20 protein-coding genes and 2 pseudogenes are annotated in these 18639 nt (G+C 71.5%); 8 read left to right on the top strand and 14 right to left on the bottom strand.

Going from position 1 to position 18639, the window contains the following annotated elements:
* Positions 1-330, top strand: a pseudogene (locus ACFWIS_RS38270) (transposase); the annotation flags it as partial.
* 13 nt (positions 331-343) lie between these two features.
* Positions 344-499: pseudogene (locus ACFWIS_RS38265) on the top strand (VOC family protein); the annotation flags it as partial.
* Positions 500-613: 114 nt separating this feature from the next.
* On the opposite strand, the gene tgmC reads toward ACFWIS_RS38265, so the two are convergent.
* The 10 genes from tgmC to ACFWIS_RS38215 all read right to left on the bottom strand — a co-directional run bounded on the left by tgmC (position 614) and on the right by ACFWIS_RS38215 (position 9368).
* The gene (gene tgmC / locus ACFWIS_RS38260; RefSeq protein ID WP_380462521.1) at positions 614-1756 is read right to left on the bottom strand and encodes an ATP-grasp peptide maturase system methyltransferase; all 1143 of its coding nucleotides are present in this window, start codon (positions 1754-1756) and stop codon (positions 614-616) included.
* Positions 1753-2715, bottom strand: a complete 963-nt coding sequence (gene tgmB / locus ACFWIS_RS38255; protein ID WP_380462522.1) for an ATP-grasp ribosomal peptide maturase — start codon at positions 2713-2715, stop codon at positions 1753-1755. The genes tgmC and tgmB overlap by 4 nt, the downstream gene beginning before the upstream one ends.
* Positions 2715-2987, bottom strand: coding sequence for a putative ATP-grasp-modified RiPP (gene tgmA, locus ACFWIS_RS38250; protein ID WP_380462523.1), 273 nt, complete (start codon positions 2985-2987; stop codon positions 2715-2717). Before tgmA ends, tgmB begins: the two co-directional genes overlap by 1 nt.
* Positions 2988-3540: 553 nt before the next feature.
* Positions 3541-3873 (bottom strand): hypothetical protein, encoded by a 333-nt coding sequence (locus ACFWIS_RS38245; RefSeq protein ID WP_380462524.1) that lies wholly within the window; start codon positions 3871-3873, stop codon positions 3541-3543.
* Positions 3870-4127, bottom strand: coding sequence for a hypothetical protein (locus ACFWIS_RS38240; protein ID WP_380462525.1), 258 nt, complete (start codon positions 4125-4127; stop codon positions 3870-3872). The genes ACFWIS_RS38245 and ACFWIS_RS38240 overlap by 4 nt, the downstream gene beginning before the upstream one ends.
* Positions 4124-4447: a hypothetical protein gene (locus ACFWIS_RS38235; protein WP_380462526.1), complete on the bottom strand. Its 324-nt coding sequence runs from the start codon at positions 4445-4447 to the stop codon at positions 4124-4126. The genes ACFWIS_RS38240 and ACFWIS_RS38235 overlap by 4 nt, the downstream gene beginning before the upstream one ends.
* 94 nt (positions 4448-4541) lie before the next feature.
* On the bottom strand, positions 4542-5762 hold the full coding sequence (locus tag ACFWIS_RS38230) for a helix-turn-helix domain-containing protein (RefSeq protein WP_380462527.1): 1221 nt from the start codon (positions 5760-5762) through the stop codon (positions 4542-4544).
* 260 nt (positions 5763-6022) lie between these two features.
* Positions 6023-6295, bottom strand: coding sequence for a P27 family phage terminase small subunit (locus ACFWIS_RS38225; protein ID WP_380524253.1), 273 nt, complete (start codon positions 6293-6295; stop codon positions 6023-6025).
* A gap of 338 nt (positions 6296-6633) precedes the next feature.
* A complete protein-coding gene (locus tag ACFWIS_RS38220) occupies positions 6634-8304 on the bottom strand; it encodes a recombinase family protein (RefSeq protein ID WP_380462539.1) in 1671 nt (556 codons plus the stop codon).
* Positions 8305-8513: 209 nt separating this feature from the next.
* Positions 8514-9368, bottom strand: coding sequence for a helix-turn-helix transcriptional regulator (locus ACFWIS_RS38215; protein ID WP_380462529.1), 855 nt, complete (start codon positions 9366-9368; stop codon positions 8514-8516).
* Positions 9369-9523: 155 nt separating this feature from the next.
* Here ACFWIS_RS38215 and ACFWIS_RS38210 point away from each other — a divergent pair, with 155 nt between their 5' ends.
* Positions 9524-10303 carry an NAD(P)H-dependent oxidoreductase gene (locus ACFWIS_RS38210; protein ID WP_380462530.1) on the top strand — a complete coding sequence of 260 codons (780 nt, stop codon included), beginning with the start codon at positions 9524-9526 and terminating at the stop codon, positions 10301-10303.
* Between the two features lie 84 nt (positions 10304-10387).
* Here ACFWIS_RS38210 and ACFWIS_RS38205 read toward each other — a convergent pair whose 3' ends face one another.
* Entirely contained in the window at positions 10388-11296 is a 909-nt protein-coding gene (locus tag ACFWIS_RS38205) for an NAD(P)-dependent oxidoreductase (protein ID WP_380462531.1), read from the bottom strand.
* An 83-nt stretch (positions 11297-11379) separates the two neighbouring features.
* Here ACFWIS_RS38205 and ACFWIS_RS38200 point away from each other — a divergent pair, with 83 nt between their 5' ends.
* Positions 11380-11754 (top strand): winged helix-turn-helix transcriptional regulator, encoded by a 375-nt coding sequence (locus tag ACFWIS_RS38200; RefSeq protein ID WP_380462532.1) that lies wholly within the window; start codon positions 11380-11382, stop codon positions 11752-11754.
* A gap of 82 nt (positions 11755-11836) precedes the next feature.
* Here ACFWIS_RS38200 and ACFWIS_RS38195 read toward each other — a convergent pair whose 3' ends face one another.
* Positions 11837-12442, bottom strand: coding sequence for a hypothetical protein (locus ACFWIS_RS38195; RefSeq protein ID WP_380462533.1), 606 nt, complete (start codon positions 12440-12442; stop codon positions 11837-11839).
* A gap of 343 nt (positions 12443-12785) precedes the next feature.
* On the opposite strand from ACFWIS_RS38195, the gene ACFWIS_RS38190 reads away from it, so the two are divergent.
* The 3 genes from ACFWIS_RS38190 (at position 12786) to ACFWIS_RS38180 (ending at position 16167) form a co-directional block, all read left to right on the top strand.
* On the top strand, positions 12786-13910 hold the full coding sequence (locus ACFWIS_RS38190; RefSeq protein WP_380462534.1) for a fatty acid desaturase family protein: 1125 nt from the start codon (positions 12786-12788) through the stop codon (positions 13908-13910).
* A gap of 62 nt (positions 13911-13972) precedes the next feature.
* Positions 13973-15127 (top strand): glycosyltransferase family 4 protein, encoded by a 1155-nt coding sequence (locus tag ACFWIS_RS38185; RefSeq protein WP_380462540.1) that lies wholly within the window; start codon positions 13973-13975, stop codon positions 15125-15127.
* Positions 15128-15255: 128 nt separating this feature from the next.
* On the top strand, positions 15256-16167 hold the full coding sequence (locus ACFWIS_RS38180; protein ID WP_380462535.1) for an alpha/beta fold hydrolase: 912 nt from the start codon (positions 15256-15258) through the stop codon (positions 16165-16167).
* Between the two features lie 16 nt (positions 16168-16183).
* Here ACFWIS_RS38180 and ACFWIS_RS38175 read toward each other — a convergent pair whose 3' ends face one another.
* On the bottom strand, positions 16184-16582 hold the full coding sequence (locus ACFWIS_RS38175) for a MerR family transcriptional regulator (protein ID WP_380462536.1): 399 nt from the start codon (positions 16580-16582) through the stop codon (positions 16184-16186).
* Positions 16583-16879: 297 nt separating this feature from the next.
* Here ACFWIS_RS38175 and ACFWIS_RS38170 point away from each other — a divergent pair, with 297 nt between their 5' ends.
* Entirely contained in the window at positions 16880-17554 is a 675-nt protein-coding gene (locus tag ACFWIS_RS38170) for a hypothetical protein (RefSeq protein WP_380462537.1), read from the top strand.
* Between the two features lie 94 nt (positions 17555-17648).
* Here ACFWIS_RS38170 and ACFWIS_RS38165 read toward each other — a convergent pair whose 3' ends face one another.
* Positions 17649-18497: a siderophore-interacting protein gene (locus ACFWIS_RS38165; RefSeq protein WP_380462538.1), complete on the bottom strand. Its 849-nt coding sequence runs from the start codon at positions 18495-18497 to the stop codon at positions 17649-17651.
* Positions 18498-18639 lie beyond the last annotated feature (142 nt).

Here is an 18639-nt window from a genome sequence, read left to right as displayed (position 1 = left end):
GAGGGCCTGCGCGAGTCCGCCGAGTCCTGGGCCGATCTGCTGCGCGACTGCCGCCGACGCGGCATGCGCGACCCTGAGCTGGTCATCGGCGACGGTGCGATGGGCCTGTGGAAGGCTCTGATCGAAGTGTTCCCGGCTGCCCGGCACCAGCGCTGTTGGGTTCACAAGGCCCGGAATGTCACAAACTGCCTTCCGAAGTCCGTACAACCAGGCGCAACCAAGGCAATGCAGGAGATCTACAACGCGGAGGACAGGGCCCACGCCGAGAAGGCGTTCGAGGCGTTCGCCCGCACCTACGGCAGCAAGTGGCCCAAGGCCGTCGAGCGGGTGGAACCGGGTCCACCACGACATCAGCCCCTACCGCGGGGACGAGCCCGCGACGGACGAGGCCTGGCTGCGTGCCCTGGGCGCCACCGACCCCGGCATCGACCAGTCGGCGATCCCCTGGACAATCCTGGTCGACCCCAACACACGTGACTACCAGTTCTGTGCAGCTTAGCCGCAGGTCAGCACCAACGACAGAGCCCCGCCCGGCGCTTGGCCGAACGGGGCGTCTTGCTGTCTGACCACCCGCCGGGGCGGTGCGTGATGTTGACGGCCTGGCCCGCGCCTGTCAGATCGGCAGGTCCCACCCGGGGCCGTCCTCGGTGCCCAGCCACACCCGCTGACCGGCGGCCGAGACAGTGATCCCGAACTTTTCCTGGTGAGGCTCGTTTGCGGCTTGCCAGCGCTCCACGGCCCGTTCCACCCGATCCCACAGGCGGACGGGACCACGCTGGACAACGGTCCACCCGCCGTCAGGGTTGGGAGCCGTCCGGGCCTGCGAACCAGTGGACACGTCCCAGAGAATCTGTTCCGCCCCCGCCCCCATGCGTTCGACCGAGGGGACCGCGAGTTGCGCGACCCAACCGCCGGTCCAGTTGTCGAGCTTCGCGGGGTCGATCTGGCTCGGACGCTCGTCCCCGGGCAGCAGGGCCAGCGTCGGACGGGGCGGCCTGTCGTGCGGCCGGGCGATCATGAAGCTGGTGTAGCCGGGGAGGAACCGGCCCGTGGCCTCTCCGGGGCCGGTCACGTCGAGCAGCGCCAGGGCGTTGGCGTAGCTCCACCCGGAGAGGGTGGCCAGGATCTTCCCGCCGGGCTTCACCTGGTGCAGCCAGGGCAGCGGGATGTACCGAACCGAACAGGTGGCGATGAGCCGGTCGTACTGCCCGCCCTGCAGGTCACCGCGCAGCCCGTCACCGATGATCAGTCGGGGCGCGAATCCGGCCGCCTTGAGCGCCGTAGCCGCAGCGCCGCCGACCACCGGGTCGTACTCGATACTGGTCAGGTTGGCGTCCCCGAGGCGGTGCGCACCGAGGGCGGTCGAGTACCCGGTTCCGGTGCCGATCTCCAACACCCGGTGACCCGCCTCCGCGCCGAGCTGCTGCCACATCCGCAGCACCAGGGACGGCAGCGTGGACGACGACGACGGGGAGCCGGGCACGGCGTCCTCGGTCACGTCGTCGGGCCTGATCCGGCCGTCCAGTTGGGTGATCAGGGTCTCGTCGGAGTAGACGCCCTCCAACCACCCGGGGTCGCCCTCGCGGACGGGCCGGTAACTGGTGGGAACGCTGCCCTCCACCGGCAGGAAGTAGGACCCCGTGAACAGTTCGCGGGGAACCGTGGTGGCCGCGCTGCGCCACTCGGGTTCGGTGAGGGTGCCGTCCTCGCCAAGCCTGTCCGCCAGGGCGCTGCGAAGCTGAGCCGATGTGCTCACGTGTCGGGGCCTTTCTCCAGTTGGTCGGTAAGAGCTTGGGCGATAGCGGCGGTGGTCTGCGCCGGCTGCCACGCCCATTGGCCGTTCGGGTTGCACTCAAGGAAGTACCAGTCACCTGCGGTGGTCACAGCGAAGTCGAACGCGCCGTAATGCAAACGGAGTTCGGCGAGATAGGACGCGACCGCACATGCGACCGACGCGGGTACCTCGATCGGTGTGCACGTCATCAGGTCTTGACGGTAACGCCAGTCGAGATCGGGGCTCTCGATCCGAACCCCGAACAGTCGGCCGCCCACGGCGGTCACCCGCACGTCGAACGCCTTGTCCACCTTGGCTTGGAACATGTGGGGGCAGACGGACACGGCGTCGGTGATCTCGGCCGCGTGCACCTCCCGGACCCACACGCTGTGCGGCTGGCCGTCCACGCGGTAGGGCGTGTTCCACACGGGCTTGTAGACCACTCCGCCGGGCTGCTGGGCTGCGAACGTCCGAGCCTCGTGCGGATCGTCGGTGATCACAGTGCTGGGCACAAGGAACCCGCAGCGCTGCGCGGTCGAGAGTTGCGCGGGTTTGAACTCGGCAGCACGGTTGTTCCACGGATGGTTGACGTAGTGTGCGCCAGGCAGTGACGCGAGGATGCCCCCGGCGCCCCACAGGGCTTGTTCTGCGGCGAACCGCCGGTCTTGGTCGCTCAACTCCGGCGGCCCCTCGTAGGGCGAGGGCCTGCGCACCCAGACGGCCCGAATCCGGATGGTGTCGATCTCCCGGCTCGCCGTGCGCAGGGTGCCCCGCTGGTCGCCCGTACGGTACGTGGCGGTCAGCGAGGCACCCGCGTGCAGGTCGGTGCCGGGGTCGAGACGGACCACGGGAACCCGACGCTCGGCGAGTAGCCGCAGCACCACGTCCGCCGTCACGTCATAGGGGTTGGTCAGCACCAGTACCGACCTGCTGTCGCGCATCAGCCGGAACTCTGGTCCTGGTCGTAGGACTCGGTGCTGTCCGCGTCGGTCGCACCGCCCGGACCGGCCCCGTCACCGGGGGTGGTCGTGGTGGGCGTCAGGCCGCTCGTGCTGGTGCCGTGGCTGCCCAGCTCGACCGTCCGGCCGTGCTCGTCCACAATGACCGCGATCTGAGTTTCGGGGTCGATCACGGGCGTGTACTGCGGAACCGTGGCGGTGGCCGCGTACGGCCCCATCCGTTGCGTGCCCCACGGGGCAGGCGTCTGCGTCATCTGTGCTGTACCTCCGTTTCCTGCGAACGTCGAAAGTTCAACACCTCGGCCATGAAGCCGAGTTGCCAATCCCACCCCGACCGAGCCGCCCTGTCCAGGGCCGAACCGGTCGGGTGGGCCGTGCCCCGTTCCGGCGGGGGTGTTGACCCTTCCCCACCCGCCGGAACGGGAGTTCATGGGGCGCGGCTACCCGCGCCCGAGGGGACGTGCCTTGCGGAGCGGGGCCGGAGCGCCGGGGCGTGTCCACCCAAGGGGGAACAGCACCGGTTCACCGGGGAACAGTGCGGCCCACTCGGCGGTCATGACACCGCCCCACCGGCCGCACGTCAGGCACCGCCACACCGGCCCGCCCGGACCGCTCTGTAAGGCACCGGGTTCCGTGGTCGTCTCAACCTCGTGTCCGGCACCCTCGGGGCACTCGTGCATCTCCCCTCCATACCGTGAATTGTCTGTGCCCCGCCCCGGTCGTCCGTGCCGTCCACCGTCACTTCACCAGGGCGGGGGTTGTGCAGCCCGACGCCGCACACGCAACGCCGGGAGTCAAGCGAGCGGACTACCGCCGAACCCTGGTGCCCCACCTCGACCGGGGCCGGGCGTGCCGAGCACGGTAGGCGGGCTCGGTCACCGAGTTGTCCCGCCTGGCCATCGCGTCAACTGCCTTGCTGTGCAAGGTCGTTATGCAGTCGGCGCAGGCAAGCAGTCCGGCCGAGACTCCGCCGGCTGCGGTCACCGGCCCGAGCCAGAGCACCCGGACCGAGGTACGCCCGCAGTACAGCCAGCAGTCCCCGGCCACCCACGGGTTCTCGTCGTCGGCCTCGGGCGGCTCCGGAAACCGTCCCGCGCCGATCTCGGCCAGCGTGGGCGGCACCTCGGCAGCGAGGGTCACGGCGGATCTCCGGGACGAACATGGCGAACCGTGACCCGCAATCGGGACCGCCGCGCGGCACGTCTTCGGCGCCACCACGTTTCCCAGTCTCCGCCGTACACGATGCCGAGCATGGCGACCGCCATGGCGAAGAACCACCAGACCCAGCGGCGGGCGCTCTGCGGGTCGAGCTTGGCGAGGGCGACCACCAGAGCGGCGGGCCCGAGAGCGACCGCCATGGCCAAGGCACAGGCAATAAGGGTCTTGCGGCTCACGCCGGTTCCTCCTCGGGCACCAGCACCATCGGCACCGAGGCAGCGTCCAAGCTGTACGACCGGTGGTCCTGGTTGAGCCATGTGTGCGTGCGCGCCCACTCCGCCACGGCCCCCACGTCCGCACTCGGCCGGGAAGTCTCGCCGCACACGGTGCCGTCTTCGTCCTCGGACACGCAGGACAGGACGTAGCGCGCCGGAACGATCCGAGGGTCATCCGGGCGCAACTTCCAGTCCCCGAACCGAGTAACGATCCGGTTCGTCTCCTGGCAGTCCGTGTGCGTCAGCACCGACGGGAGTTCCCCGGTCGGCATGCTGCTCATTCGGCCTCCAAAACGCTGAATGCCCGTCACGTCTCATGGACGGTACGGGCACTCAACATGGCCGAGAGGCACAGTTTGTGCCCCTAACTATCTGTCAGGCAGCAAGCCCGGTTGCGGTTGCTAGATCACGGGCGGCAGTTCGAACAGACGGCGGACCGTCCAGCAGGCCCCTAACCAAGTCATGAGTTTCATGGTTCCACCGGGCGGTGTCGGGCGCCGCCTCCACTGCGTCGGTGAGCAGCGACGCCACCCAATCCGGTTCGCCTCGCAGAGCGTACGCCCGTGCGACCTCGATCAAGTGCCGCGCCCGCCTCGGCCGTGCGGGAAGTTCCGCCGGTGCCAGCCGGTCAGCCCACCGCAAGGCGGTGCCAACCTGTCGCAGCTCGACAGCGACCGTTACAGCGTGCACCGGGACTACCCGTGCAGATGCAGAGGTCGGCGAGTGCCAGAAATCAACCGGCAGGGTCCTGGCGACCTCCTCGGCACGATCGAACCAACCCCAAGCCTCGCCCGACTCTCCCGCGCGAGCGTGCGTAATGGCCGCGTGGAACGCCATGTCTGCCCATGCCGCAGCAAGCGACGGAGAATCGTTCCTAACCGGTCCCAGCAGCCGCAGAGCTTCCTCGGTGAGTGTCTGGGCACTGTCCCACTGCCCGGACTTCCGGAACGCCTCCACCAGGAACCAACACGCCTGCGCAACGGCGACGGCATCACCGGACGCTCGGGCGGTCGCCAAGGAACGCTCAGCCACGCGCCAGACCAAGTTTCCATCCCCCTGGTAGGCCGCGAACATCTGAACGAGATTCAGAGCTGAGGCATACAGCACCTCAGCGCGCCGACGATCCGGGCAGTCAGGGTGCGATGCGGCGACCGAAGCAGCCGATACCAGCGCCGGGAGCAGGTCCCCAAGAGCCGTACGGTGGTCGCCCCGGGAGTCCCGAGCTTGCCAAGCCGCAGCCACCTGAGCCGCAACGTGTTCGACGCTCGGAACCGGGCCGTCAGCCAGGCCCAGAGGCGCCGAGTCAACGGCCCTCCGGACCACCGATAGCGCCGGATGTTCCGCCCCGGAGAACAGCGCTCGGGGCATCGACACGTCCCCCGTCAGGGCCGACAGGTCTTCGATGCCCAAGTGTTCTGCGATCTTCACCAGCATGGGCAGACGCGGCGGCAAGAGCCGACCGTTCTCAACCGCCTTCAACCATCCCTCTGAACGGCCTACCAACCCGGCCAGCACGGCACGGGACTTGCCCGCACGCTCCCTGAAAAGCTTGATGCGCTGGCCAACAGACAGCGCCGGATCAACAGCCATAGCCATGGGGTAAGAGTAGGACCAGCGCTGCCGGGCTAACACCGGTTCGAACCGAGCACGTGGGAAGAGGCGGGCGAAGGCAGGGTGGCGAGCGGGAACGCAACAAGGCCCCCGCCCCAACCACCCGATGAGGGAGGAAGGGACGGGGGCGTTCATGTAGGCGGGACCGATCAGTCCCAGATATCGGAGTCGCCTGCTGATTCCAGCGGGGCAATGGCCACTCGCGCACTCGGCGAGAGACCCAACTCCCTGATGTAGCAGGCAAGTTAGGAGCGGTACTGTGCTGCGATGGTGGCAGCCCCGTTCTTCACCGTGCCGCGCTCGGCGGTCACCATGAGTCCGCGCTCGGACAGGTCTCGCTCGGCCTGGTCGATCCGTGCCACGCAGACGCACAGATCCTTGACGGTCGAGTGGTCCACCTCGCCGAGCCCAGCAGCCACTTCGAGAATTGGCACAACGCGCCGCCACTCGGCCGAGGCCATTTCCCGACAGCGGATATTGGCCTCTTGAATATTAGCGGCCGGCGAGTCCTTGAACACGTCTCGCCAATCAGGCTCAGAGAGAACAGCGCGCGGGACAATCACCCCCTCTCTGACCTCAGCCTTGGACGGGTTCCCTTCACGGGCCCGTATTGCTGCTGGCTTGGGTCTGTACCGGTCGGCCATGGTCTCCTTTCTCACTCGCTGTGAAGGTGCTCGGGTCTCCAAAAGTGGCTACAGCTCCGGCGCGAGGAACCTCCACCTCATCACCCCTCTTCCCGCTGTCGGACGAGCCCGAGGCGGTGGAGCCCGAGGCCACAGGCGCCCGCCTGCGGGCACAAGAGAGCCCCGGTCGACCACGGGGGCCGACCAGGGCTGTACGGGGCTCTATGGGGCCATTACGCGGCTGCGGGCAGTGTTGTGGGAACCGTGCCGGTATCCCATGCGGACAGTGCCTCGGCGGCCTCGTCGAGTTCGCCGTTCATGGTGAAGTCCACCCGCCGGGTGTCGAGCTTGCGCCACCCGCCACGGGTGCCCCGGCGGACGTTCAGCCGGACTCCGGCGTCCACCAGCATGCCGCGCCGCTCGGCCGTGTCGGCAGCGCTCCAGTCGTCCGCGAAGGTGCGCCCGGTGGCCGTGATGATGCGCTGCGGCTCGGTCTTCTCGCGGGACTCCAACTCGGCTATGCGGCTGTCCAGCGCATCATGTCGCTTCTGCCACTTCTGCGCGGCGTGCCGGGACTTCTGCTGTCCCTTGACTTCTAGGTGCGACTCGAACTCGGCCACGGTCGCGTTCAACTCGGGCTCGGGGTCGTACCCGGGGATCGCAACGGTTGTCCGGGTCTGGATTCCGCCGACCAGGCGCAGGAACTCGGCTGTCACGTACTCGTCCGCCCAGTCTCCCCGGATGTTCGCGGGTGCTTCGCACTTGTTGCCCCGGGCGTGGTAGTTGCACTTGTACGTGGGCTGCTTGCCGTCCTGCTTGTTGAGGTACATGCGCCCGCCGCACGAATCGCAGTGAATGACGCGCAGCAACAGGGCGTCCGTGTCGGACCGGTCGCCGTTGTTGATGCTGCGTTCGTCCAGAACGGCGCCGATCTGGTCGAACTCCTCGCGGGTGAGAATCGGCGTCTCGGTGCACATGACCGGGTTGCCCTGGTCGTCGCGCACGGGCACGCCGTTGTGCATCTTCCAGCCCAACAGCACCTCGTTGCGGAGCATCCGGGTAATGACTGCCGGAGTCCACTGGAACGATTCCCGCACGACGTGCTGACCCTTGGTCCCGCCGGTCTTGCCGCCCCGCTCGCGGCCCATCTTGTCGGCCCAGTAGTCACGCGGGCTCAGCACACCATCGGCGTTCAGCCCCGCAGCGATGGCGGACACCGTGGCGCCCTCCAGCGGCTCACGGACGATGCGCTCAATGACCGCCACGGCGTCCGGATCGGGCACCAGGGTCCAGCCCTTGCCTCCGAACTCCTCGGGCATCGGGGCGGGCATGTAGCCGTACGGCGGGCGGCCACCGCCGCGCCAGCGAAGCGGCACCTTGCGCATGGCGGCCTGTGCGCCGCTGACGCGGTCGCTGATGGACTGCGACTCGAACTGTGCGGCGAAAGCCAGCATGAACAGTTGGAGTTCCGCCATGGGGTCCATGGGGTTGCGGAAGTCGAACACCTGCCGGCCCCCGCCCAGACCCTCGGCGAAGATGAGTACCTTTCGGTGCTCTCGCGCCCAGTTGGCGAGGGCGTACATGTGCCCCATGGACCGGATGGCACGGTCAAAACGCCAGAACACCAGCGCGTCGTACGCGCCCGCGTTGCTGAGCCAGCGGAGAAGCTGCGGGCGCTCCCACGGGGACGTCTTGGACGCGCTGACGTCAAGGTCCACCGCTTCGCGGAGCGCGTCACCCTCGCCGAACGTGACCCGCAGCTCTCCCGCTACGTGGTCGCACGCTTCCCGCTGGCGCTCGGGGCTGGTGGTCTCGTCCGTGAGGACGGACAGCCGGATGCACCGGACACCCCGAAGGGTCTCGGTGAACACCGTGCCGGACAGTGGGTTGCGCGCATCTTCCATGTCCCACTTGGGGAGCGCGCCTTGCCCATGACCAGCTCCCAGACCCCTGACCAGCACAGATGCGGCTGCCATCTCTCACACTCCAGAACATCCAGTTCTGTGTGTTGGGAGACCCGGAGGGCAACGAGTCCTGCCTCCTCAGCCCCCGCTGACCCCCGGTCCGCGCCCACCGAGGGCCCGCTGTCGGTGGGCGCGGGCAGGACGTCCGATCACGAACGGCCGCCGGTGCGGGCGTTCACCGGGGGATGCGCGTCGTCACCGTCCGCGCCCAGGCCCGCGAGCAGGCGCAGCCCGTCCTCGGCGGGGCTGCCGGGGGCTGCGGACAGCACCAGCAGTTCGATGCCCGATTCGTCGGGCAGGGCGAAGTTCTCCTGGTGCAGTTCCAGCAGTCCGACCAGCGGGTGCCGGTACACCTTGCGCCCGTGGGTGCGGGCGCGCACGTCCGCGCGGGCCCAGAGGTGACGGAAGCGCTCGCTGCCCATCGCCAGTTCTCCGATGAGCGAGGCCAGGCCGGGGTCGTCGGGGTACTGGCCGGCGGCCAGCCGCAGGTGCCCGACCACGTCGAGGGTGCAGGCCTCCCACTCCGCGTAGAGGCCGCCGTCAAGTTCCTCCAGGAAGATGTGCCGGGCGGTGTTCAGACCCGGCATCGGGCGGCCGAGGAGGAGCCCGGCGAGGCGGTTCCCGGCGAGTACGTCCAGGCGGTGGTTCATGATCAGCGCGGGTGCGTCGGCGACCAGGCCGAGGACGCGCAGCAGCTCCGGCCGGATCCGGCCGCCCGGCGACTTCGCGCGGCGGCGGCACTGCCGGGCGAGGCGGCCGAGGTGCCCGCGTTCGGTCTCGTCGAGGTCGAGGACGCGGGCGAGCGCGTCGAGCACCTGCTCGGAGGGCTGGGTCGCGCGGCCCTGCTCCAGGCGCACGTAGTAGTCCACGCTGACGCCGGACAGGTGCGCGACCTCCTCGCGGCGCAGCCCTTCGACCCGGCGGCGGCGGTCGGTGGGAATGCCGGCCAGCGCCGGATCGACCCGGGCGCGCCGGGTCCGCAGGAAGCCCGCGAGATCGTCCATGCGGCCCAGTATCGCCCCCGGCCGGGCCCGCGAGGGTGGCCCTGCCGGTACCAGGAAGTCCGGTCCGACGGAAACGGCGCCCCTGAACGCCGGGCGCCGGGGCGTCCAGGATCGAAGCCGTCCGATCCGAACGCATCCGATCCGAAGGAGTTCCCGTGAAGACGCTGATCGTCCACGCCCACCCGGAGCCGAAGTCGCTCAACGGCTCGTTGAAGGACCTCGCCGTCACCACCTTGGAGAAGGCCGGGCACGAAGTACGGGTGAGCGACCTGTACGCGATGAACTGGAAGGCCGTCGCGGACGCCGCGGACTACGGCCCCGAGGCATCGAACCCGCTGAGGGTCGCCCGGGACTCCGGCCGGGCCTTCGAGGCCGGGACGCTCACCCCGGACGTCCTCGCCGAGCAGCAGAAGCTGCTGTGGGCCGACACCGTCATCTTCCAGTTCCCGCTGTGGTGGTACACGATGCCCGCGATCCTCAAGGGCTGGGTGGACCGGGTGTTCACCCACCGCTTCGCGTACGGCGTCGGCGAGCACAGTGACACCAAGTACGGCGAGCGCTTCGGCGAAGGCACCCTCGCGGGCCGCAGGGCGCTGCTGTCGGTGACCACCGGCGGCCCGCGGTCGCACTACGCCGCGCGCGGGATCAACGGCCCCATCGACGACCTGCTGTTCCCGTTCCAGCACGGCGTCCTCTACTACCCGGGCATCGAGGTGCTGCCGCCCTTCGTGCTGTACGGCACCGACCGGATGACCGAGGAGGACTACCCGGCCGTCGCCGAGGCCTGGGAGCGGCGCCTGCTCACCCTGGAGTCGACCGAGCCGATCGCGTTCCGGCCGCAGAACTTCGGCGACTACGAACTCCCCTCACTGCACCTGAAGGAGGGCCTGGAACCCGCGGGCCGCACGGGTTTCGGCCTGCACGTGCGCGGCTGACCGCCGACGACGGACCGGGACGAGCAGGGGCGCGAACAGGACGAGCGGGGGCGCGGGTCCGGGCGCCCCCGCTCCCTCATCCGGTCAGCGCGCTCCTCGGATGCTGTCGATGATGCGGGTCCAGTTGTCGCCGCCGTGTCCGTCCTCGATCGCGCGCCGGTAGTGGGCCTGCACGGCCAGCGGAAGCGCGAGGTCGAGGCCGACCGAGGCACTGGTGTCGACGATGTGGTCGGCCGTCGCGCCCATCATGGTGACCGTGCTGAGGGCGCCGGGGTGTTCTCCGGCGTCGAGCGCCGTGCCGGGGGTCTCCTCACCGGCCCTCAGGATGGCGCCGATCGAGTCGGCGGAGGCGAGCAGCTCCGGCAGCGCCGCCGTGGCCTTCATGCCAGCCGTGCCCAGCATCGCGGTCGCCTGCATCAGTCCGGACAAGGTGCTGAGGAACACCGCGAGTTGGGCCTGGTACATCAGCTGCGCGAGCCCCGGGTCCTCCCCCAGGTACTTCGGTGTCCCCAGCGGCGTCAGCGCCGCCAGGTGGCGCTCCAGCACGTGGCCGTCACCGCTGTAGTAGACCTGGGACGCCGCCGTACCGACCATCGGCGCGGGGACCATGACACCTCCGGTGAGGAAGGCCGCGCCGTGGCCCGCCGCCCAGGCCGCCGCCTCGCGCGAGCGGTCGGGGGTGTCGGATCCGAGGTTGACCAGCATCCGGCCGGCCAGCGACCCGGTGGCCCCGCCGAGGATGTCGTACATCGCCTGGTAGTCGGTCAGGCTGAGGATCACGAGGTCACTTTCCGCCACCGCCTCACCGGGCGTCGCCGCGAGCACCGCCCCGGCGGCGACGACGCCGTCCGCTCGGCCGGCGGTGCGGTTCCAAACGGTCACCGGGTGGCCGGCGGTGAGGAGGGTTCGGGCCATCGCCCGTCCCATCGGGCCGAGCCCGATCACGGTGACGGCGCTGTTCTGCTTGCTGCTGTGGTTCTGTCGTTCGTTCACCCCTCCAGGCTCGGAGAGTGTCACCGCTCCCGGAAGTACCTACTATTTTCTGCGGTACTTACCAATAAGTAAGGGGGTCGGCGATGGCCAAGGCACCGAGGCAAGGGCCGTACATCTGCGGCATCGACGCCGCGCTCGACGTGGTGAGCGGCAAGTGGAAGGGGCTGATCCTCTGGGAACTCGACACCCGTGGCGTGCGCCGCTTCGCCGAACTCCGCCGCGCCCTGCCGGGAGTGAGCGAGAAGATGCTGACGCAGCACCTGCGCGAGCTGGAGGCCGACGGCCTGGTGCACCGGGAGGTCTACGCGGAGGTGCCGCCACGGGTCGAGTACTCCCTCACCGAGCACGGGCACACCCTCAATCAGGCCCTGCGGCCGCTCGGCGTCTGGGGGCGCGAGCGGATCGACCGCGAGGGCCACGCGGTGGTCGACGCGGCCGGGGATCCGGTCGACGGATAGACCGGGCGGCGAGTTCAGCCTCCGCTCCCCGGTCGCGAACTCGACGGCCCGGCCGGTGCCCGCTCGCACGGTGCTGCCCGGTTCACCTCGTGATGTCGCCGTCCGGCAGGTCGCGGACGGTGACCTCGGCGCGCGGCCGGCCCAGGAGCTCGGCCACCGTGTCGCCGATCCGCCGCGCGTCTCCCGTCGGCTCGGGAGGCGCTCCGTCGGTGTACCGCTCGATGGCCTTCTCGAAGTAGGAGGGGTTCCACGCCCCGACGGCCCCGCTGACGTCGACGGCCTTCACCGGGCGGAGGCCGACGGCGCGCCTGATGGCGGGGAGGATCTCGTCCGAGGCGTATTTCCCCGGGACCTGGAACAGGCTCGCGTGGCCGCCGACCTTGCCGCCGTCCCGCAGGTGGACGGTGACGACCAGGCAGCTGGTCACGGACGGGTAGGTGATCGTGCCGCGCGGACCCACCTGGCCGACCTCGCCCTCGGTGAGCGAGATGCCGGGCGCGGCCGGCGTCCGCGGCACGAGGTGCTGTGCGCTGACCTGCCCGGCCCCGCCGAGCGCCGCGGTCCCGACCGGGCCGGCGCCGAGCCCCTCCGCCGACGCTCCCCCGGCCGTACAGACCGCCAGCACCAGCGCCGCCGCGGCGGCGACACCGGCGCTCCGCACGCCCCGCCCGGACACCCGCAACGTCATGACCCCACACCCCAGGAAACCGATTCCGCTTCCGCGTGCCCCCGTGCACACGCGCGGTGAGACATGCTCCCGAGCACGAACGATCTCGTCAACTCCGCGCCCCTCCCGTCCACACCCCTCCCGCCGGTCGACCCGGAAAGGGCGCCGGAACGAACGGGCGTCCTTCGGACAGACGGCCGGACAACCAGCCCGTCCGTCCACCCGATCGGGCACTTCCCCGGAACATCCGCGAACGGGGCGGGACAGCAACCGGCCGCATGCGAAAGGCTCCGCGCATCCGGAGCGGGCCCCGTCGGTTCGGCGGCCGGGATCGGCCGGATCGAGCCCACACCCGGAAGGTGACATGACCGTTCAGGACGTCCCGACCGCCCGCGCCGTCCGGCACGGCGACTTCGCCGAGCTGCGGCGACGCGTCGCGGAGGCCGGGCTGCTGCGCCGGCGTCCGCTGTACTACGCCTGCCGCGCCGTTGCCCTGCTCATCGCCTCGGGGCTGGCGCTGGCGGGGTTCACCGCGCTCGGGGCGAGCTGGTGGCAGCTCGGCCTCGCGCCGCTGTTCGCCTTCCTGCTGGGGCAGTTGGCGCTGCTCGGGCACGACGTCGCGCACCACGCGGTGTTCTCCGGGCGCCGGGCGACGGACCTGGCGGGGATCCTGCTGGGCAACCTGGTGGTCGGCATGAGCTACGGCTGGTGGGTCAGCGACCACAACCGCCACCACGCGCACCCCAACCGCGAGGGCCGCGACCCGGCGGCGGACGCCATCCTCTTCGTCCGCACCACCGAACAGGCCGACCGGACAAGGGGGTTGAGGCGGAGAGTGGCCAGGCACCAGGCGGAGCTGTTCTTCCCGCTGCTCTCCCTCCAGGCACTCGGCCTGGTCGTCGCCACCGGGCTGACCCTGGCCCGCGGCCCGCTCCGCCACCCGGTGCTGGAACGGACCCTGGCCACCCTGCACTACGCCCTGGCGGCGGCCCTGCTGCTGCTCGTCCTCACGCCGCTCCAGGCGCTCGCGTTCGCCGTGCTGTGCGGCGCCGTGCTCGGCGTCTACCTGGGGTGCGTCTTCGCACCCAACCACAAGGGCATGCCGATGACCGGCGCCGCCGAGGAGCACACGGACTACCTTCGCCGGCAGGTGCTACCCTCCCGCAACCTCCGGGCCGGGCGGTTCGTCCACTTCCTGTTCGGCGGCCTCGACCTCCAGATCGAGCACCACCTCTTCCCGGCCATGCCGGTGGTCGCGCTGCGCCCGGCCTCGCGGATCGTGCGCGCCTACTGCGCGGAGATCGGCGTGGACTACTGCGAGGCCGGGCTCGTCGACTCGTTCCGGGAGATCCTGCGGGACCTCCGGGCGGTCGGCCGCTCCATCGAGCCGGAGCCGCCGTCGGCCGCCGGGCCCGGGACGGAAGCCGGGCCCACGACGGCCGCCGGGCCCGGGACCGAAACCGGGCCCACGACGGGAGCCGCCCGGTGAACGCGGCCCCCTCCGGGGCGGCGGTACGCACCCCGGGCGGCCCGGCGCGCGACGGCGGCCTCCTGCGGGTGCTGATCGTCACCGAGTCCTTCGCCCCGCAGGTCAACGGCGTCGCCCACAGCGTGCTCCGGACGGCCGAGCACCTGGCGGCCCGCGGGCACCGGGTACTCGTGGTCGCCCCGGCGACCCGGACCCGGCGGGGCCCCGAGCGGGCCGACGGCTACGACGTCGTCCGGGTGCCGTCCGTCCCGCTGCCCGGCTACCCGGAGGTGCGGATCGCCCTCCCCGGGCGCCGACTGGCTGCGGCCATCGACCGGCACCGGCCCCAAGTCGTCCATCTGGCCGGGCCGTTCGCGCTCGGCGCGGCCGGGGCCGCGGCGGCCGGACGGGCCGGGATCCCGACCGTGGCGGTGTTCCAGACCGACATGGCCGCGTACACCAGGACCTACCTTCCGGTGGCGCGCGAGCCCGGCGCCAGACTCGCCTGGCGGATCCTGCGGCGCATCCACACCGGCGCCGCCCGGACCCTGGCGCCGTCCCAGGCCTCGCTGAGCGCGCTGGCCGCCCAGGGCGTCCCCCGGCTGCACCTGTGGCCGCGCGGCGTCGACGGCGCCCGCTTCCATCCCCGTCACCGCGACGAGGCGCTGCGCCGCCGGCTCGGCCCGCGCGGCGAGGTGCTGGTCGGCTACGTCGGGCGCCTGGCGGCGGAGAAGCAGGTCGACCGGCTGGCCGCGGCGTCCCGGCTGCCGGGCGTACGGCTGGTGGTCGTCGGCGACGGCCCGTGCCGGAGCGCCCTGGAGGCCGCACTGCCGGACGCGCTCTTCCTGGGCCGCCGCACCGGCCCCGAACTCGCTCGGCTCTACGCCTCGTTGGACGTGTTCGCGCACACCGGCCCGTACGAGACCTTCGGCCAGACCGTCCAGGAGGCGATGGCCAGCGGCCTGCCCGTCATCGCCCCGGCCGCCGGCGGGCCGCTGGACCTCGTCCGGCCGGGGAGCACCGGCCTGCTCGTCCCGCCCGGCTCGGGCGACGCGTTCCGGGCGGCGGTCGAACGGCTCGCCCGGGACGGCGGGCTACGGGCGGAACTCGGCCGGGCGGGCCGCGCGGCGGTGGCCGGGCGCAGCTGGGCGGAGGTCGGCGACCAGCTGATCGGGCACTACCGGCTGGCCATCGCGGAGACGGCCGGGCCGCGGAGCCGACCGGTCGGGACCGGCTGACGGCACCCGTCCGCGACCCGCCTCGGGACCCCCCTCGGGACCCGTCGCGCCCGCCTCGCAACCCGACTCGCAACCCGCCTCGCAACCCGCCTCAGGCTCCCGTCGCGCCACGCATCGAACCCCCCGAGATGAGGACCACCGTGCACCAGCCCCTCGCCGCCGAGTACCTCCCCAGTACGGCGCCCTCCGCCGACACCGCCGTGTTCCTGCACGGCCTCGGCGGGTGGACCCACAACTGGGCCGCGCTGACCGGCCTGCTGCGGCCGTCCGTCCACTGCCTCGCCCTGGACCTCCCCGGCTTCGGCAGGTCCGCACCCCCGCCCGACGGCCGGGTCACCGTCGCCCGGCAGGCCGCCGCCGTCGCCGGCCACCTGGAGCGCGCCGGGCATCGCCGCGTCCACCTCGTCGGCAACTCCCTCGGCGCCCTGACCGCCCTCCACCTCGCCGCCCACCGCCCGGGCCTGGTCGCCACCCTGACGCTGGTATCCCCCGTGCTGCCCGCCCTGCCGCCGCCCCAGGCCCTGCGGCTCTCCCTGCTCGCCCTGCCCGGCGCCCACCGCCTGTACGCCCGGCGCCTCGCCGCCCAGAGCCCGGACCGCCAGCTCGACGACCTCTACCGGCTGATCTACGCGAACCCCGCCCTGGTCACCCCCGAGCAGCGGACGACCGAGGCCCGGGAACGCCTGCGCCGCGCCGAACTCCCCCACACCCCGGGGATGTTGACCGCAGGCGTGCGCACCGTCGTCCGCACCTACCTGCGCCGCGGAACGTCCTCGCCCTGGCGGCAGGCGCGCCGGATCACCGCTCCCACCCTGCTCGTCTACGGCCGGGAGGACCGCCTCGTCCCCTTCCGTACCGCACCCCGCGCCTACGCGGCCTTCCGCGACGTCCGGCTCCTGGCCCTGCCCGGGACCGGCCACGTCGCCATGCAGGAACGCCCCGAGCCGGTGGCCGCCGCGCTCCGCGCCCTGATCACCGGGAGCCGCCCCACCCTGCCGGACCCCACCACCGCGGCCCAGCCCGCCGTCTCCGGGCGCTGATCCGGCCCGGCCGGCGTCAGAGGGCCCTGGGCTCGCCGTCGACCATGCTGAGTTGAGCCCGGCCGGAGGCGGTCTCGATCACCTCGTCCAGGACCTCGCGGGAGCGGATCAGATCGGTGATCACCTGGTCGATCCGGTCGCGTTCGGCGGCGAGCTCCTCGACCAGGCGCGGGGTGGCGGTCGCGTTCGGCGCGCCGTCGGAGTCCCGCATGCAGGGGAGGAGTTCGGCGATCTTCTTGCTGCGCAGCCCGGCCGCGAAGAGCTCCTGGATGAGGACGACCCGGTCCACCGCGCCGTCCGGGTAGTCCCGGTGCCCACCCAGGGTGCGCTCGGCGGCGAGCAGCCCCTGCTTCTCGTAGTAGCGCAACGAGCGCTCGCTCACACCGGTGCGCTGGGCCAACTCGCCGATCCGCATCCCGTCCCCCGTCCCCCGTTCTCCGACGCGCCGTCACCTGACGCCGGAGAAGCACTTGAACCTGACACCGATGTTAACTTCTGCGGTTTCGGCATGACGACGAGCGCCGGAACCGCCGCTCCGATCCACCGCCGCAGGCGCGTACGTGCCCGATCTTGAGTACGCGTACTCAGGCGGCGCCCGGGCGGATCGGTGAGGATCACCAGGGCGAGCCACGCGGACACCGCCAGGCTCGCCCGCACCGACGAGGGACATCCGCCTCGGTCGGACCGATCATGATTTCTCCCGGGGGATTCCTTGCGCTCCGCAACCGCGCTCCGTACCACCGCCATCCCGGCCGCCGCCGCGCTCGCCCTCCTCCTGACGGCCTGCGGGCCCGACAACAGCGACGGCCCCGTCAGCGCGGCCCCCACCGCCACCGCCGCCACGGGCCCGAACACCGCCCCGCCGTCGACGGCCGCCACCGCGGCACCGAGCATCACCGCCGCAGCGCCCACCGCGACGCCCTCCGCCCCCAGCCGCTTCGCCGGCGCGCTCGCGCCCGCGACGACCGCGAAGGGCACCTACACCGACAGCGAGAAGGGCGACATCTCCGTCACCATCGGCCCCACCAGCGCGGTCAAGGGCGACATCGCGGACCTGGCCAAGTTCCTCAAGCCGGAGGACATGACGGGCAAGACGCCGTACTACGTGAGCGTCACCTACACCCACACCGGCGGCAACGGGATCTACGAGCCCTACTTCAACCGGCGGCTGCGCGCCATGATCAGCGACACCGCCCAGGCCCGCAAGGTCGACCTGCTCAGCGCCTTCCCCAAGTGCGAGAGCGACGTCCCCCAGGGCGGCAAGGACTTCGTCAAGGGCCAGAGCGAGCACGAGTGCGCCATCTACCTGGCCCCGGCCGACCAGCCCCTCAAGTACGTCCTGTGGCTCGACAAGGACGACAAGCCCCTGGCCTGGAAGGCCGGCTGACGCGCAGCCGGCCCCCACGGCCACGGCCCCCCGGCGGCCGTCCGGCTCGCCTCCCGGCCGCGGAGGCACCCGGCGGCCGCATGGATCAGCCGACCTACTGCCGCTCGGCCTGCTCCTGCTCGGCCTCCACCTGGGCGTTCCACTCGCGCTTGGCCGCCCGCCAGGCCTCGTCGCTCTGGCCGAGCCGCCAGTAGCCCGAGACCGACAGCCGCTCGCGCGGGATGCCGCGCTCCACCCGTAGCAGGCGGCGCAGTTCCTTCACGAAGCCCGCCTCGCCGTGGACGAACGCGGAGGCCGTGCCGGCCGGGAACTCCAGCGCGCCCACCGCCTCGACCAGCGCCTCGCCCACCGGGCGCGTGCCGCGGTGCAGCCAGCTGATCCCGGCCCTGGCGGGCGTGACGATCTTCTGCTCCTCCGCGGCGTCCGCGACCTCGATGAAGGCGTGCACCAGCGCGTCGGCCGGCATCCGCTCCAGCGCCGCGGCGATCGCGGGCAGCGCGCTCTCGTCGCCCGCCAGCAGGTGCCAGTCGGCGCTCGGGTCGGGGGCGTAGCCGCCGCCGGGGCCCAGGAAGCGCACCGTCTCGCCGGGCTGGGCGCGGGCCGCCCACGGGCCGGCCAGGCCCTCGTCACCGTGCACCACGAAGTCGACGGTCAGCTCGCACTGCGCCGGGTCCCAGGCCCGCACGGTGTACGTCCGGGTGATCGGCCGTTGCTCGGGCGGGAACTCCGCGCGGATCCGCGCGATGTCGAAGGGCTCGGGGTAGCTGACGCCCTCGGGAGCGAAGAGCACCTTGATGTAGTGGTCGGTGAACTCGGTGGCGTCGAAGTCCGCCAGCCCCGCACCGCCGAGGACCAGTCGCACCATGTGCGGCGTGATCCGCTCGGTGCGCAGCACCCGTGCTTCACGGGCCCGTGGCGTGCGGCGGGTCGGTTGGTCTGCCATGGTGTGTGCCCCCCTGGGCTTGGTGGTCGCGCCTCTTGAGCAGAATTGGTAAGGCTTACCTAAGTTATCACTCCCTGGGGGCGTCAGCACTCCCCGGGGGGGCGTCAGCAGTCAGCGGGGCGTCGGCCCGCCACCGCGTGGT

The organism is Kitasatospora sp. NPDC127060 (assembly GCF_042724935.1).
In the GTDB taxonomy this organism is placed as follows: domain Bacteria; phylum Actinomycetota; class Actinomycetes; order Streptomycetales; family Streptomycetaceae; genus Kitasatospora.
The sequence above is the reverse complement of the archived record's forward strand: the minus strand, read 5'-3'. Positions and strand labels throughout refer to the sequence as shown.

What these genes read in the sequence shown, in the direction of transcription:
- tgmB (WP_380462522.1), bottom strand. Translation starts at nt 2,715, where the DNA reads ATGCGCGACAGCAGGTCGGTACTGGTGCTGACCAACCCCTATGACGTG.
- tgmA (WP_380462523.1), bottom strand. Translation starts at nt 2,987, where the DNA reads ATGACGCAGACGCCTGCCCCGTGGGGCACGCAACGGATGGGGCCGTAC.
- ACFWIS_RS38235 (WP_380462526.1), bottom strand. Translation starts at nt 4,447, where the DNA reads ATGAGCAGCATGCCGACCGGGGAACTCCCGTCGGTGCTGACGCACACG.
- ACFWIS_RS38230 (WP_380462527.1), bottom strand. Translation starts at nt 5,762, where the DNA reads ATGGCTATGGCTGTTGATCCGGCGCTGTCTGTTGGCCAGCGCATCAAG.
- ACFWIS_RS38220 (WP_380462539.1), bottom strand. Translation starts at nt 8,304, where the DNA reads ATGGAAGATGCGCGCAACCCACTGTCCGGCACGGTGTTCACCGAGACC.
- ACFWIS_RS38215 (WP_380462529.1), bottom strand. Translation starts at nt 9,368, where the DNA reads ATGGACGATCTCGCGGGCTTCCTGCGGACCCGGCGCGCCCGGGTCGAT.
- ACFWIS_RS38200 (WP_380462532.1), top strand. Translation starts at nt 11,380, where the DNA reads ATGGCCAAGGCACCGAGGCAAGGGCCGTACATCTGCGGCATCGACGCC.
- ACFWIS_RS38195 (WP_380462533.1), bottom strand. Translation starts at nt 12,442, where the DNA reads ATGACGTTGCGGGTGTCCGGGCGGGGCGTGCGGAGCGCCGGTGTCGCC.
- ACFWIS_RS38190 (WP_380462534.1), top strand. Translation starts at nt 12,786, where the DNA reads ATGACCGTTCAGGACGTCCCGACCGCCCGCGCCGTCCGGCACGGCGAC.
- ACFWIS_RS38180 (WP_380462535.1), top strand. Translation starts at nt 15,256, where the DNA reads ATGAGGACCACCGTGCACCAGCCCCTCGCCGCCGAGTACCTCCCCAGT.
- ACFWIS_RS38175 (WP_380462536.1), bottom strand. Translation starts at nt 16,582, where the DNA reads ATGCGGATCGGCGAGTTGGCCCAGCGCACCGGTGTGAGCGAGCGCTCG.
- ACFWIS_RS38165 (WP_380462538.1), bottom strand. Translation starts at nt 18,497, where the DNA reads ATGGCAGACCAACCGACCCGCCGCACGCCACGGGCCCGTGAAGCACGG.